We start from the raw sequence: 14,651 nt of genomic DNA on the forward strand, positions 1-14,651 counted from the left end.
CTGAGATACCGTTGCGGAGGCACCTGCCTCCGCCTTGGAATCATGCTGACTAATGGGTTTGATTTTAGTTAATGGGTTTAACCATCACGCAGAACTGTCGGCGCGGGATGAAATCATGCCGCTCATAGAAGGTTCGAGCTCCGCCGTTTCCGATGTTCACTTCCAGCGACACGGCACAGCAGCCACGTTCGCGGGCGAGATTTTCCAGCTCAGGGATCACCCAGGATCCTATTCCCTGGTTGCGCCATGACGGCGAGATATACAGTTGGTCTATGATGGCAGCATGCCCGCCCCAATGTACGCTGTAGCTGTAGGTCATGACAATGTAACCCACAATATCGGCCACCCCATCAGACTCACATTGGATCAGCCAGACATCTCCATCATCGGGTGTATCCAGTAAGTGGCGCAAACCACCTTCAACCTTGAGCGCGTCAAAGAGAAGTGCCTCGTGGTCATAGAGAGATTTAACAAGTTCCAGCAGTTTAGGAAATGTATCATTGGAGGGGTGGAGGAGGCTGGTTTTCATATTATTCCCCTAAAGTCGGCTCAATGATTGACAGTGTCATCTGATGTGCAGAGAGAGCAATTGGGACTTTTTGGCCATGGTAGTTTGGGCTGTCTCATTTTTGTTGCTCATGACAGCATAGTTATAGAAAGTGAGACCGGGCAACGCAAACTGAAATTCTAAATATGCGGGCGTCAGCATGCTTTGTCTGTACGATACGCTGTATATCTCTATAATGAGCGCAATTGATATGTTGCACGTTATTCAGAGCGTGTTTTTAGCTGGATAGAATAATGATTAGGCTTGATAAATTTCTTTGTGAAACACTGGCAATTACCCGTTCTCAGGCAACACGTATCCTGAAAGAGGGCCGGGTTGAAGTTGAAGGTGAAACAAAGAAAAGCGGTGCGTTGAAAATTGCCGAAGATGCCAATGTGGTATTTGATGAACAATCCCTGGCGTTACGGGGTCCCCGTTACTACATGATGAACAAGCCAGAAGGTTTTGTGTGCTCGCATGACGACCCGTACAACCCAACGGTCTTTGTTCTGTTTGAAGAAGTAGGTGCAGACCGGATGCATATTGCCGGCCGCCTTGACGCTGACACTACCGGTCTTGTGCTGTTAACTGACGATGGCCAGTGGTCACACAGGGTGACCTCACCGAAACACAAGTGTGACAAAACGTATTACGTCTGGCTGGCCGATCCTATCTCTCAGGAAACCGAAGCCGCTTTTGCAGAAGGTGTAATGCTCAACGGCGAGAAGACACCGACATTGCCTGCAACACTGGAACAAGTGAGTGAGACGGAGTGCCGCCTGACTATCAGTGAAGGCCGCTATCACCAGGTGAAGCGTATGTTTGCAGCCATGGGTAACAAGGTTGTAGGCCTTCACCGTGAGCGTATCGGACATCTTGAACTGGATGATGACCTGGAGCCGGGCGAATTCCGCAGCCTGACAGAGGAAGAAGTTCAGGCATTTTATAAAAAGGCGTAAGTTCGGTTGCTCTGTTTAAAAGCGGAGCAAATAATCATCAGCTCTGTCAGTAACTTCATTCTTTCCTGTCAGAGGATAATCTTACCGCTATAATGGGAGTCCGGCATTTATGCCGGGCTCTTCGCTTTCTGGCTTCTGAATTCTTTGGTAGCCATATTCTTCTATGGAGTTTTATGTCTTCGCAGCCAACGTCGACACTGGGATTTGGCCTGATTCTAATCCTTGGTGCAATAGCAGCCCTGACCCCGCTGGCAATCGACATGTACTTGCCGGCCATGCCAACTATTGCCTCCGATTTGGGTGTCACTTCCGGTGCGGTTCAGTCAACACTGGCCTCATACACTGCCGGTTTTGCTATCGGGCAGTTGCTGCACGGCCCCCTGTCAGACAGTTATGGGCGACGCCCGGTACTATTAGTGGGTGTTGCATTCTTTGCCATGGCGGCAGTGGTAAGTGCACTTGCCGATGACATTCACATGCTGACTTGGGTTCGGGCAGCGCAGGGGTTTGCCGGGGCGGCGGCAGCAGTAATCATTCAGGCACTGGTGCGGGACATGTTTGAGCGGGAAGAATTTGCCCGGACCATGTCATTTGTCACTCTGGTGATGACGGTTGCCCCGTTGGCAGCGCCAATGATTGGCGGTTATCTGTCAGTGTGGTTTGGATGGCGCTCTGTGTTCTGGCTGCTCGCGGGGTTTGCTGTCCTGGTTTTAGTGCTGGTGACATTTAAAATCCCTGAAACCCTGACATCGGAAAACCGCCAACCGCTGCGCTTTATGAGCGTGATGCGTAACTATTTCCGCATACTCCGCACGCCACAGGCTATGGGGCTGATAATGTCTGGCGCATTTTCATTTGCCGGGATGTTCTCCTTCCTGACCGCAGGCTCCTTTGTGTATATCGATTACTATGGGGTCAGCACCCAGAACTTCGGTTACCTGTTCGGACTCAATGTTGTCTGTCTGATTGTGATGACGAGCATGAACGGAAGAATGGTTCGCCGTAAAGGATCACACTGGATGCTGCGCTTTGGTCTGACGGTACAGCTTGTAGCGGGTATCCTGATGGTGATTGGTCAGTTGGCCGGGTTCGGGCTAGTTGGCACAGTGATTCCTGTGATGCTGTTTGTCGGTGCAATCTCTGTGGTGGGAAGTAACGGCATGGCATGCTTGCTGTCCGGTTACCCCCAATTGGCAGGAACGGCCTCTGCGCTGAGCGGGACGATGCGTTTTGGCGTCGGTGCAGTCATTGGTGCTGTACTGGCTGCAGTTCCGGGTATTGACCCTTGGCCAATGGTTATTTCTATGGGGGGCTGTGCGGTACTGTCTTCCGTCTTGTACTGGGGCCTTTCCAGAAACGCTTGATACTGTCTTGACCGTTCGGCCGGATGGAAAGAATGGCGCAGTCACTGGCTGCGCTTTTCGATTTCAAGTGCCATGCCCCGGAAGATAAACAGGTGAGCGGGAAACATCGCAAACCAATATCCGAGTCCCCATATGCCTGCCGGGTGCCACCATGCCCGGATATCCAGTAACCGGCAGTTGCCTTCGTCCTGGATGGTAAATTCCAGCCTGCCAAGTCCTGGTGCTTTCATACCAAAAAGCAGTGAAAGGTGGCGGTTTTTCTCTACTTTCAGGACCTTCCAGGAATCGATCCGGTCTCCCGGGTGAAGGGAGTTGCCTTGCGGCTGTCGCTTCTTCATCGCATCCCCGCCGATAAGGTGATCCATCCATCCCCGTATTTGCCACAGCCAGTTTGCGTAGAAATACCCGTCTTCACCACCGATTTTGCAAACGGTATCAAACAGCCTTTCAGCACTGGCTTCTGTTTTCAGACTGTACCCTGCGTGTTTTGGGTAAAAAGCATAACCCGGTTGCCAGCGGGACACCGCATCGGGGTCGTAGTGCCAAATATCGTCATCCAGCAGTGCCTGCTCCCGCGAAAGGGCTTCAGTGACTGCTGATTCAAATGGTTGCAGGGATCTTGGGAGGTATTTTGAAATGTCCCTTTCCGGTGACGGGAGCAAGTCGTGTGACAGGCCTTTGACCAATGCCTTTGCAATGGGGGCAGGGACGGATGTAATGAAGTGTATCCACTGTGCCGACAGGGCTGGGGACAGATAGGGTATTTTAATGATGACGCGTTTTTTCCCAATGATTTTGGCAAAACGACGCATCTGGTTTTCATAAGAAATCGCTTCGGGGCCACCAATATCCAATATTAGGTCACCGGTGACATTCATCGTCGCTGCGTTAGTAAGGTAATAAAGAAGATCAGGCAGGGACACGGGTGCAGACTTCGAACGTACCCACCTTGGAGTTGTCATTACCGGCAGGTGGTAAACCATATCGCGCATTACTTCAAATGCCGCCGAACCGGGACCGACGATGATACCGGAACGCAACTCGATAACCTGGGGTTTGGCGGTCCGTAAAATATCCCCCGAAATTTTACGGGACAGCAGGTGTTCCGAGTTCGTCGCGTCAGGTTGGATCGCGCCAAGATAAATAACGCGGGAGACCCGGCTGTTGTTGAGCCTTTCCACAAGGGCATGTGCCAGGTCAATTTCATATTGGTACAACTCACGGCCGCGTATCATTCCGTGAACAAGGTAGTAAACAATATCGATGTGCTCGAATGCCCCGGCGAGCGATTGCGGTTCAGAAAGATCCAGTGTCTTCAGTTTAACATTGGGATGGTCATGCCAGGGCTCTTTTTCCAGTGACGATAAATGGCGGGATGTTGCTGTTACAACGTGCCCGTCTTGCAACAAAGCGGGGGTGAGATGCCGGCCAACATACCCGCTTGCCCCAATGACTAATACTCTCAAATTGACCTCCCACAGACGTTACTTTTAACTTTAGTTTAACTTTATGATTTTTTGGAAAAATTAGTTTCAATCACACGTCACATATTGCTTGCTGCCGGGTAACCAATATTTGATAATTGCGTCGTTTTTCACCGGGTTTTAAAACCATTTCTCTCTCTTTCTCGGGATCCCAATTTGAGCACGCTTTCTACATTGCGCACGCATTGCGATGCGAACTTCTTCGGACGTCTGATAGGTATTGGCTTACCCATTGCTTTGCAAACAATGATGTTCTCCAGCCGGAGCCTTGTAGACATTCTAATGCTAGGCCAACTTGGCGAGGCGGACGTCGCAGCTATTGGCGTTGCAGGTAAGGCGTTGTTTGTTGCAACCATCCTCATCTTCGGTGTGACCACCGGGGGTGCAATGTTGACGGCTCAATATTGGGGGGCGGGTAACATGTCCGGTTTCAGGCGAAAAACTGCACTTACCGTCATCATGACGTCCATAGTTGCCGGAGTGTTTGCCATGATCTTTCTTGCCTTGCCTGGGCATGTTATGGGACTGGCGACCAGAGATAGCGAAGTCATTGCCCTTGGCGCGACTTACCTGCAAATAACAGCACTGGCATTGGTAACCATTGCTGTGGGTAGCAGTTTATCGGTGTCACTGCGGGCGATGAACAGGCCGGGAATCAGTACGATGTTCAGTGCGGTTGGTATCAGCCTGAACATGGGCCTGAACTGGGTGCTGATTTTTGGCAACTTGGGTTTTCCTGCAATGGGCATAGCCGGGGCAGCCTGGGCGACACTGATCAGTGGTGTGGTGGAAGTGAGTTGTATGTATCTGTACGTCTATCATAAACAGATGGCACCTGCTTTCAGCCTGACAGAGATGAAAGAGGCACTTGAGGCAAAAGGGGTGAAGCGCTTTCTCTCCTTGTCCCTCCCTACCGCCCTGAACCATCTGGTTTGGTCTGGCGGCATTTTTGTCTACCACGCAATTTTGGGTCAGGCAGGCGTGCAGGGGCTGGCCGCCCTTTCAGTGATAACGCCAATCGAATCTTTTGCTCTGGCGTTGTTGATAGGGCTTTCCAATGCGGCAAGCGTGGTAATGGGTAACCAACTGGGGGCAAACCGGATGGATGCTGTTTATCCCCAGGCTTGGGGAATAGCCGCGTTCAGTTTTGTCGGGGCGATTTTTATTGCCGTAGTGATGTTGCTAGTGTGCCAACCGGTACTCGGACTGTTTTCTGCACTGTCACCTGAAACCATGGCCCTGACAGAGAAATTCTACTGGGTATTCGCGGGTATGATCATAATCAAATCAATCCCCATGAGCATGATAGTGGGCGTATTACGTGCCGGTGGTGATATCCGGTATTGCCTGTACCAGGATATTGCAGCCCAGTGGCTTATCGGTATTCCTATTGTGGCCTTCGCTACATTCGTTCTTAAACTGCCTTTGGAATGGATTTACGCACTCTTTGCAGTAGAGGAAATTGTGAAATGGGCTGGGTCTATTTACCGGGTAAAAACCAGAATATGGATCAAACGCCTTGTTGCTTGAATGTTATCCGTGCATGGAAAATTCAACATGCAGAAAAAATGGCATACACAACGTGTCCTGGCGTTAACGTTCGAGCCCTAAAATATTGAGAATATAGCGGTTGAAAGTAGGAAGTACGGGGAGAAACCTTTTACCTTTCGGCAGAATGCGGTAAATTGCTCAACCTGTAATGAAGTGATCTGGTTCAAAAAAAACATTTCAGAATAAGACAAGCAGGCAGGTGTAATGAAGCTCAAGTTGTTAAATCTCTGTAAGGGTTATCAGGATGGTGGAGAGTTTCATCCGGTTTTGCAGGGGGCAAATCTCGAGCTGACACCTGGCTGCCAGATGGCTTTGATGGGAGAAAGCGGATCCGGAAAAAGTACCCTGCTAAATCTTATTGGCGGACTGGATAAAGCTGACAGTGGCGAAGTCTGGTTTGGGGATACGCCACTCCACTCCATGTCAGAAAGGGAGCGTACACGTTTCCGCCGTTTTCATATTGGTATGATATTCCAGCAGTTCAACCTTTTGCCAACCCTGACTATTGCTGACAATATTCGATTTTGCCGTCAATTAAAGAACCTTCCTGACGATGACAATCTATGGCGTCTCATTCTGAGTGCCCTTGATCTGATGCCACTTCTCGGGCGCTACCCGGAAGAAGTATCCGGTGGCCAGCAACAAAGGGCGGCAATCGCTCGTTCGTTGTATATGGAGCCATCCATCCTGTTGGCTGATGAACCGACTGGAAGCCTCGATGAGCGCAACGAAGACGCCGTTATGCGCCTGTTGATTACCCTGACCAAGCGGCTTAACTGCAGCCTGTTAATGGTAACGCACTCAGAGAGAGTGGCCGACTATCTAGGTGGTAAAGTGCAATTGCAGGGGGGCGTCCTGAGTGTCCGCACCAGTAGCTAAAGCCCTCTGGAGCCATTACAAGCGCCATCCGTTTCAGGTTTTGCTGGTCTGGCTGGGGCTTACTTTAGGTATTGCGCTGTTGGTTGGTGTAATGGTTATCAACCAACACGCCAGACAGAGTTACCATCACAGCGAGCGCTTATTTTCCTCGCCGTTTTCCTACGTGGTAATGCCACGAAACCCTGACAGTAAGATGCCCCAGGGGGCTTACATATCGTTACGCCGTCACGGATTCAGCCAATGTGTCCCTTACGATTACCTGGACTTAAAACTGGCAGGTGATAAAAGTGTCCGTCTGATGGGGCTGGATACTGTTGCCATGCTACCGTTCTGGCAGGCAGATCAGGTGAACAGCTCTCAGGCCTCCAAAATGCCGATGATGCTGAAGTCACCGTACCCGGTTATTGCCTCGCCGGATACCGCAAAATACCTTGGCGTCGCTGATGGCGACGTTGTCCGGTTGGCCGATGGAAAAGCTCTGGGGAAGGTTACGATCCTTGATGACAGGGATATGGGGGTCAACCGGTTGGTCGGTGATATGGCGTTGTTGCGCTCTTTGTCCCCCTCATCGAACATTGCAGGCGTATTGTGCGGCAAGATGACCGATGATACCCGGCAGCGTTTGATGGATGGCCTTCCTCCCGGTTTGATGCTGGATAAAACAAACAAAGCCCACCTGGACCCACTTACCAGGGCATTTCATACCAATCTCTTTGCAACAGGGCTGTTGGCTTTCGTGGTAGGGCTCTTTGTTTTTTACCAGGCTATTTCCCTTTCGTTTGCCCAGCGCCAGCCCCTGGTCGGGCTGTTACGTCAGTTAGGCGTGGATAACCGCCAGTTACTGCGGGTGACATCCGTAGAAATGTTTGTCTGGCTGTTGTTTGGCGTTATTGGCGGGAACCTGGTCGGCCTCTGGCTTGCGAAACAGTTATTGCCGTCGGTGTCTTCAACGCTGAATGATTTGTATGGCGCAAACGTAGGTATATTCCTGCAGTGGAAATGGGAGTGGGGCATTTACAGTTTTGCCCTTGCTGCCGTTGGCTTTATTGCAGCATCTATCTGGCCGCTTATGCGTTTGTTGCGCACGCCGCCAACCCGTTTGGCCCAGCGCATGGCACTTATCAGGTTTACCGGTCAGGAATTTTACTGGCAGGCACTGGCTGCGTGTGTGTTGGTCCTTGCTGCACTGGCGGTATCTACACAGGCGGACAGCCTTAACCGGGGTTTTGTCCTTATCGCATTGATTGTACTGAGTGCCGGGCTGTTGGCACCGTATTTGATGTGGAAACTGTTTGTTGTATTGGGCACAGCCGGGCGCTCTGCAAGGCGGAGGTGGTTTTTCTCTGATGCGGCATCCAGCCTGAGCTACCGGGGTGTTGCTGCCGTGGCGTTCATGCTGGCGATCAGTGCAAATATTGCTATGGAAACGATGGTCGGAAGCTTCCGGGAAACCACAGACCAGTGGCTTCAGCAACGGCTGTCTGCAGATATTTATATCCGGCCAAATGCAATGGCTGCGGGGACCCTGATCGGGTGGCTGGATGCGCAACCGGAGGTGGATGCTGTTTGGCAACGCTGGTGGCGGCGGATGCCAACAGACAAGGGGCCGGTAGAACTGGTCAGTATCGGTACGACATCACGTGAACGGGAAGCCCTTCCGGTTAAAAATGCCGGCCCGGAATACTGGCGGCTGCTCCATACCAAGAAAACCGTTCTGATCAGTGAGTCGATGGCGCTTGGGCAACACCTTTCAGTGGGTGATTACGTAAATTTGCCCAATCCTTTTGGCGCCGGATGGAAAGTAGCCGGTGTGTACCATGATTACGGGAACCCATACGGGCAAGTATTGATTTCAGAACGCCAGAAGCAAATGAAGTGGCTTATTCATACCGGGCGCGCTTCCGTGGCTGTGAACCTTCGCGACGATGTGGATACTCAGGCATTTGTCAGCCGTATGGAAAAAAGGTTCGAGATCCCTTCTTCCCGGATAACTGACTACACCACCATACATGACAAAGCTATGAAGCTGTTTGAACGTACTTTCGCAATAACAGAAAGCATCAGTACGCTCACCTTGGTTGTGGCCTCGGTTGGACTTTTCTTTGCAACCCTCGCCAGTGAATTCTCGCGTCAACGGCAGTTTGCGCTGTTGCGATGTATCGGCATGTCCGGCCGTTCAATGGCATGGCTGGGAGGGGGGCAGCTTCTGGTGATAGGTGTTGTATCCGGCATTTTTGCCCTGCCACTCGGTATTCTGCTTGCACATTTGATGGTTGATGTGTTGCTCAAACACTCTTTTGGCTGGACGATGGACGTTATTTATTTCCCTGTTAGTTACGCTGTCACATTGAGTTGTGCGCTTATTGCGCTTCTTGTTGCGGGTGCGTGGCCGGTTCTTCGCTTGATAAAGCGCTCAGCACTGGTGTCACTGCGGGAGTCGTCCTGATGGTAAAAAAAATAAGAAAGCTCCCACTTAAAGTCATTGGCGGGATTGTCTCTGTTTTTGCCGTCGCTGTTTTGTTGTTTTTCCAGCCCTGGCATCCAAAGGTCGAGCAACGGGATGTTCAGGCAAGGGCTGTCGGGATTCTTGCTTCCCCTTCGAACCAATTTAAGGAAGTTAGCCGGCCGGCGAAGATACGTTTTCCCGAGGATTGGCAAGCTCACCCTGATTTCCGTCAGGAGTGGTGGTATGTAACAGCGAATCTTAAAGACACTGATGGAAATGCCTATGGCGTCCAATGGACTTTGTTCCGGTTTGCTGTTGCTCTTGGTCAGGCGGCGGGTTGGGAAAATGGACAGGTATTTATGGCGCATGTGGTGGTGACATCAAAAGAACGCCAATGGTCAGCAGAACGCTTTGCCAGGGGGGGAATAGGCCAGGCAGGTGTGACCGGTTTACCTTTTTCTGCTTGGTTGGACAACTGGCGCTGGGATTCTTTAAAAGCCGATGCATTCCCTGCAATACTCAGTGCGACTGACAGTGATTTCAGTTTCAAACTGACCATGAGAAGTACCGGAGAACCGATTTTGCAGGGTGAAGATGGCTTTAGCCGTAAGCATCATGCGCTGCCGGTTGCCTCTTATTATTACAGTGTTCCTGGCGTGTTGTTGAGTGGAAAGCTTGTGCTTGACGGCAAGCCGCTGGAAGTCAGCGGACAGGGATGGGTAGACCGGGAATGGGGTTCGGAATCACTTTCCCGCTCCCAGGCAGGGTGGGACTGGATGTCGCTTCAGCTGTCAGATGGACGAAAGTTGATGGTCAGCCAGGTTCGCGAAAGCGATGCGGAAGAATCCTACAAATTTGGATCGCTGACATCCGCTCGCGGAGAAACTCAAATTCTTTCAGGCAATGATGTGGAGATGAAACCAACCCAGTTGGTGGCATTGCAAAATGGCCGGGTTGTACCTTCGGGATGGAAGATAACCCTCAAAAAGGAAAACCTTTCGTTGTCTGTCTCGCCGCTGAATATGGAGAGCTGGCTCAATTTCAGTTTTCCATACTGGGAGGGGCCGGTTGATGTGGAAGGTGAAAATATCCGGGGATCAGGTTTCCTGGAAATGACAGGTTACTGAACAAAGGGGAAGTAAATTGCTTCCCCTTTGTTTTGGTAATTACGCTTCCAATGTAGGAATAACCGCGTATTTAACGCCCGCCATGTGTTCAATGCAGTGAACAACCTGGCAGCTGTATCCAAACTCGTTGTCATACCAGATGTAAAGTACGCAACGGTTCCCTTCAGCGATGGTTGCCTCGCTGTCTACAACGCCTGCAAAGCGTGACCCAACGATATCAGTGGAAACAATCTCCGTAGACTGGGTGTAGTCCATCTGACCAGCTAACGGTGAGTAGAGCGCAGTATCACGGAGATAGGCATTGAGTGATTCAGCGTCAGTTTCACTGTCCAGGTTAAGGTTCGCTATGGCCATCGAGACATTTGGCGTGGGAACACGGATGGCGTTGCCGGTCAGCTTTCCTTTCAGTTCCGGAAGTGCTTTTGCGACTGCTTTTGCTGCGCCTGTTGAGGTCAGGACCATGTTCAGGGAAGCAGCACGTCCGCGACGGTCACCCTTATGGAAGTTATCAATAAGGTTTTGGTCATTAGTGAACGAATGAACGGTTTCGATGTGACCGGACACAATGCCATATTTATCGTTCATTGCTTTGAGGACAGGTGTGATTGCGTTGGTCGTGCAACTGGCTGCTGAAATGATGGTATCGGAGTCAGCAATATCGTTGTGGTTTACGCCATAAACGATATTTTTCATTTCGCCTTTGCCGGGAGCAGTCAGCAGGACTTTAGCCGCCCCTTTGGCTGTCAGATGCTGTCCGAGGCTCTCTTCATCACGCCACATACCAGTGTTATCAACCACAATGGCATTGTTGATACCGTAAGCTGAATAATCGACTTCGGAAGGGTGGTTTGCGTATATGACCTGGATGTAATTCCCGTTTACGATAAGCGCATTACGATCTTCATCCACCACAATACTGCCGTTAAACGGACCGTGGACTGAATCGCGACGCAGAAGGCTTGCGCGTTTCGCCAGATCTCCGTCCCGTCCACCGCGGACAACGATTGCTTTCAATTGCAAAGGATAACCAGGACCGCTTTTTTCAATCATCAATCGGGCAAGCAGACGACCTATGCGGCCAAATCCGTACAAGACAACATCGCGGGATTGGGCGATACCAGTGCCTTGGATGGACGCAGTGGCGGTAGAAAGGAAGTCATCCAGGCCGCTGTCATTGTCATGTTTATCCCAGTACTGCTGTGCCAGGCGGCCAACATCTACACGGCAAGGGCCGAGCTGCATCGCAGCCAGAGATTTGATAATTGGGAGGGTTTCAGCGGTGGTAACTTCTCTGCCGGTGTACCAGCGAGCAACTTTATGTGCTTTGAGAATATCAATGGTGCTGGCATTAACCAGTACACGACCAAAAATCTGGGTTTCTACACCTTGGTCGCGGTAAAGACTGCCAAGGAGAGGGTACATGGACTCAGCGTCGTGTTGGCTGTTCTGCCAGTTAAGTAGGTACTGTTCTGGACTCATGGGTAATTTCAGGCCTTTGCTTTACGTAAAATTAAAAAGATATGTTGACGGATATTATTTTTGTGTGGGCAGTGTAATCAGGTTGCTGTTTTTAACCTAGTAAAATTAACTTTACCGATTAGCGGGTATTTTTTGCTGTTTGCCTTTCTATCTTTGTGAAATATAACGAGAGATTAGAGGGGGATTTTCAGAATGGGCGGAATTATTTAAGAAAGTTTACAAGGTTACATTTATCAAACATTGAAGTAAGCAGGGTGATGTCCCGTCTAAATTTTTGTCATAAAAAAAGTGACAGCTTCTGCTGTCACTCCTTTATGCTAGCTTGAATTTGTTACAGGCCAAGTTGTCCCATCAACTCTTCCATATTATCTACATCTGGCTTATTGCCGCTGGAGCGGGACAGTTCAGCATTTTTGGCTCGGCAAGATTCCTGCTCCATGATGGTATCCGGATCAAGCTGTTCACCTTCTTCGAAATCTTCCAATTGGATGAACTCGGTTTTTTCCATCGCCAGTTCAAGATAGAAGATATTGTTTTTAGCCGTGGAGAAGGTCACCCTGCGCGCCTGTGGGCGATCAATGTTGCTGTCGACCGAAACAGTAATGTTCTTGTTAAGAGCAATCATTTTTGGTTGGCTTTGGGTGATAGATGTCTGCAATGAGTGACGTACCTTGCTGGTAAAGTCGCCCACGATTTGGTTCATCAGTTCACCCAGTGTATCGGCAACTTCATCAGAGGTATGTAACGTTGCCAGCTCTTCCATTGGCATACCCATGGCTGACATGTATTGCTGGTAGACCTCGAGGGCTGCCTGTGCGGAGAAGTTGATGACAACCAAACCGGAAAAACCGCCGTCGAATAGCACGAAGCAGGCAAAATCCGGTTTTAAGCTGGTTTTAGAGATTTTTTGCACCATGGCAGAATAGTGTACCGGTGTATCTGTAGCCTTTCCCAGTACATTTGTTACCGACTGACAAAGTTTAAGTAAGATATCTTCAGAAGTGACGATTTTTATTTTTCTCATAATTGTTCCTGTTAACCCAAAGGTGTTACCAATCTATTTTGGTGATACCGGATCCAAAATGTTGTACTCATTATAGGCTAGTGTAACGCCGTTAAGGGTATCTTTGGCAAATAGTTTGAAATTAAAAACAAAAAGAAAGCTCAGTGTATTACACTAATAAAGCATTTACTGATTTTCGAGTTAATAGTTTGGCCACCGCATTGACGCGGACGTGTCTTCTTAGTAAAACACGTGAAACAATAATTACTGTACCCAAGCAGCTTCAAGATGCTCAGTTTTCAGTAAATTTCGTGCGTTGAACCCACAAGAAAGAGACCTGAAGGAACGGCAACATATCTTCCTAAGGTATTTTAGATGGAACCGGATGCACAGAAATGCCCAGAAAGGGCGTGTTTGATTGGCACCGTACAGCTTTGCTGTTTAATCATATATAGCCTCTCAAGCCTTGCTGGAAATTGGACCTGGAAGCCGTTTGGGAAAAGCTAGCGTAATACTGTAGATGTTGACCGTACTGGCCTTGTTAGATGTAGTTTAGGTAATAGAAATATGGTTGTTGATACGGAAGGATATGATTCGCTTATCGAGTACCTCACCGAGAATCTGGGGGTATTTGAAGCGCCAGGGGAGCCAATTGGCAGTGAATCGATCGATGATATTGTCCACGATTTAGTGGCTACTGATATCATGGCGATTTGCGAACAGAATCCAGATCTGTCAATTCAGATCCGTTTTCTTATTCTGCGTGAAGCCGACAAAATTGTCGCAGATCTGAATATGATCCTTGAAGGGGTTTGGAGCCGCCAGCCAAGTGCAGCGCAGGTGATGTTTCTTGAAGACTATATTGGCCTTATCAAAAACCTCTTTGACTCTGAGTTGGTTGAACTACGGTAATGTGTCGTTCTGCCAACCTAGCATGGTAAGCCGGGTTTTCAACCCGGTTTTTTATTTTCACTGCCTTGAAAACTACCTTTAACCATTTTCAGCCTTGTTCATCCCCTCCAATGCGCTACAATCCGCGCCTGTAATTTGCACCGCCTTCTTTGGAGTTTCAATGCGCATCCATGCTCTTCATCACCTCTATGACCAACGCCTGGCTCAAAGCACCCGCCCGTTCCGTGCAAGAGGCTGTAAAATTGTCCGTTGCAAGCACTGTATGCTGACGCCGGACCTTTGTGTATGTGCGTTTCAAACAACAGTGCCGGTTAACCCGGCATTCCTGATGGTGATGTATGATGACGAGATCCTGAAACCGAGCAATACCGCAAAACTGATTGCTGACGTGGTTGAGGAGACCTATGCATGGATTTGGTCGCGTACTGAGCCAAATCCTGAGATGGTCGCTTTGGTAAACGACCCCAAATGGCAGCCTTTTGTTGTATTCCCTTCTGAGTATGCAGAACCAGAGCGGGTCAGGGAGTCCGTTGAGGTAGAGGCAGGAAAACGCCCACTGTTTATTCTGCTTGATGGTACATGGAGCCAAGCGAAAAAAATGTTCCGGAAGAGTGAATGGCTGCACGCATTTCCTGTACTCAGTATCAACCCTGACCATCTTTCACGCTATGGTGTCCGGACAGCAGCAAAAGAGCATCACCTTGCAACGGCGGAAGTGGCTGCTGAGGTTCTGGCTGTTGCGGGTGAAATGCATGCGGCTGAGGTTCTTGCCTGCTGGTTTGACGTGTTCAGTCAGCACTACCTTCATGGCCGTAACCAAAAGCCAATGCCGGAGCCGACGGCGCTTTCGAAGTTTCTGAGCTTAACCACTCCGCAAGCGGCGTGAATTGGATCGAATTT

12 protein-coding genes are annotated in these 14,651 nt (G+C 49.8%); 8 read left to right on the top strand and 4 right to left on the bottom strand.

The window, feature by feature from the left end; all coding sequences use genetic code 11:
* Positions 1 to 64 precede the first annotated feature (64 nt).
* The gene (locus tag NF212_RS08460; protein ID WP_434360618.1) at positions 65 to 529 is read right to left on the bottom strand and encodes a GNAT family N-acetyltransferase; all 465 of its coding nucleotides are present in this window, start codon (positions 527 to 529) and stop codon (positions 65 to 67) included.
* Positions 530 to 801: 272 nt separating this feature from the next.
* Between NF212_RS08460 and rsuA the strand changes: the two genes are divergently transcribed.
* Together rsuA and NF212_RS08470 are read left to right on the top strand one after the other, a co-directional pair.
* Complete coding sequence (gene rsuA / locus NF212_RS08465; RefSeq protein WP_434360620.1) at positions 802 to 1,506, top strand: 16S rRNA pseudouridine(516) synthase RsuA; 705 nt, start codon at positions 802 to 804, stop codon at positions 1,504 to 1,506.
* 173 nt (positions 1,507 to 1,679) lie between these two features.
* Positions 1,680 to 2,870 (top strand): Bcr/CflA family multidrug efflux MFS transporter, encoded by a 1,191-nt coding sequence (locus NF212_RS08470; protein WP_434360622.1) that lies wholly within the window; start codon positions 1,680 to 1,682, stop codon positions 2,868 to 2,870.
* 41 nt (positions 2,871 to 2,911) lie between these two features.
* Here NF212_RS08470 and NF212_RS08475 read toward each other — a convergent pair whose 3' ends face one another.
* On the bottom strand, positions 2,912 to 4,336 hold the full coding sequence (locus NF212_RS08475; RefSeq protein ID WP_434360624.1) for a DUF2867 domain-containing protein: 1,425 nt from the start codon (positions 4,334 to 4,336) through the stop codon (positions 2,912 to 2,914).
* Between the two features lie 174 nt (positions 4,337 to 4,510).
* Here NF212_RS08475 and NF212_RS08480 point away from each other — a divergent pair, with 174 nt between their 5' ends.
* The 4 genes from NF212_RS08480 to NF212_RS08495 all read left to right on the top strand — a co-directional run bounded on the left by NF212_RS08480 (position 4,511) and on the right by NF212_RS08495 (position 10,357).
* Entirely contained in the window at positions 4,511 to 5,884 is a 1,374-nt protein-coding gene (locus NF212_RS08480) for an MATE family efflux transporter (protein WP_434360626.1), read from the top strand.
* Positions 5,885 to 6,109: 225 nt separating this feature from the next.
* Positions 6,110 to 6,784: an ABC transporter ATP-binding protein gene (locus tag NF212_RS08485; protein WP_434360628.1), complete on the top strand. Its 675-nt coding sequence runs from the start codon at positions 6,110 to 6,112 to the stop codon at positions 6,782 to 6,784.
* Positions 6,765 to 9,230: an FtsX-like permease family protein gene (locus NF212_RS08490; RefSeq protein WP_434360630.1), complete on the top strand. Its 2,466-nt coding sequence runs from the start codon at positions 6,765 to 6,767 to the stop codon at positions 9,228 to 9,230. Before NF212_RS08485 ends, NF212_RS08490 begins: the two co-directional genes overlap by 20 nt.
* The gene (locus tag NF212_RS08495; protein WP_434360632.1) at positions 9,230 to 10,357 is read left to right on the top strand and encodes a lipocalin-like domain-containing protein; all 1,128 of its coding nucleotides are present in this window, start codon (positions 9,230 to 9,232) and stop codon (positions 10,355 to 10,357) included. Before NF212_RS08490 ends, NF212_RS08495 begins: the two co-directional genes overlap by 1 nt.
* A 39-nt stretch (positions 10,358 to 10,396) precedes the next feature.
* On the opposite strand, the gene NF212_RS08500 is transcribed toward NF212_RS08495, so the two are convergent.
* Positions 10,397 to 11,836: a glyceraldehyde-3-phosphate dehydrogenase gene (locus NF212_RS08500; RefSeq protein ID WP_434360634.1), complete on the bottom strand. Its 1,440-nt coding sequence runs from the start codon at positions 11,834 to 11,836 to the stop codon at positions 10,397 to 10,399.
* A gap of 331 nt (positions 11,837 to 12,167) precedes the next feature.
* Positions 12,168 to 12,860 carry a DUF3334 family protein gene (locus NF212_RS08505; RefSeq protein WP_434360636.1) on the bottom strand — a complete coding sequence of 231 codons (693 nt, stop codon included), beginning with the start codon at positions 12,858 to 12,860 and terminating at the stop codon, positions 12,168 to 12,170.
* Between the two features lie 546 nt (positions 12,861 to 13,406).
* On the opposite strand from NF212_RS08505, the gene NF212_RS08510 reads away from it, so the two are divergent.
* Together NF212_RS08510 and NF212_RS08515 are read left to right on the top strand one after the other, a co-directional pair.
* Positions 13,407 to 13,751: a DUF3802 family protein gene (locus tag NF212_RS08510; protein WP_434360638.1), complete on the top strand. Its 345-nt coding sequence runs from the start codon at positions 13,407 to 13,409 to the stop codon at positions 13,749 to 13,751.
* 160 nt (positions 13,752 to 13,911) lie between these two features.
* On the top strand, positions 13,912 to 14,637 hold the full coding sequence (locus tag NF212_RS08515; protein WP_434360640.1) for a tRNA-uridine aminocarboxypropyltransferase: 726 nt from the start codon (positions 13,912 to 13,914) through the stop codon (positions 14,635 to 14,637).
* The last annotated feature ends 14 nt before the right edge of the window (positions 14,638 to 14,651 follow it).

It is taken from the genome of Parasalinivibrio latis, from assembly GCF_036825535.1.
GTDB classification, from domain to species: domain Bacteria; phylum Pseudomonadota; class Gammaproteobacteria; order Enterobacterales; family Vibrionaceae; genus Parasalinivibrio; species Parasalinivibrio latis.

Excerpts from the sequence above, each read along its gene's own strand:
- NF212_RS08500 (WP_434360634.1), bottom strand. The coding sequence starts at position 11,836 with ATGAGTCCAGAACAGTACCTACTTAACTGGCAGAACAGCCAACACGAC.
- NF212_RS08470 (WP_434360622.1), top strand. The coding sequence starts at position 1,680 with ATGTCTTCGCAGCCAACGTCGACACTGGGATTTGGCCTGATTCTAATC.
- NF212_RS08495 (WP_434360632.1), top strand. The coding sequence starts at position 9,230 with ATGGTAAAAAAAATAAGAAAGCTCCCACTTAAAGTCATTGGCGGGATT.
- NF212_RS08510 (WP_434360638.1), top strand. The coding sequence starts at position 13,407 with ATGGTTGTTGATACGGAAGGATATGATTCGCTTATCGAGTACCTCACC.
- NF212_RS08505 (WP_434360636.1), bottom strand. The coding sequence starts at position 12,860 with ATGAGAAAAATAAAAATCGTCACTTCTGAAGATATCTTACTTAAACTT.
- NF212_RS08485 (WP_434360628.1), top strand. The coding sequence starts at position 6,110 with ATGAAGCTCAAGTTGTTAAATCTCTGTAAGGGTTATCAGGATGGTGGA.
- rsuA (WP_434360620.1), top strand. The coding sequence starts at position 802 with ATGATTAGGCTTGATAAATTTCTTTGTGAAACACTGGCAATTACCCGT.
- NF212_RS08460 (WP_434360618.1), bottom strand. The coding sequence starts at position 529 with ATGAAAACCAGCCTCCTCCACCCCTCCAATGATACATTTCCTAAACTG.
- NF212_RS08515 (WP_434360640.1), top strand. The coding sequence starts at position 13,912 with ATGCGCATCCATGCTCTTCATCACCTCTATGACCAACGCCTGGCTCAA.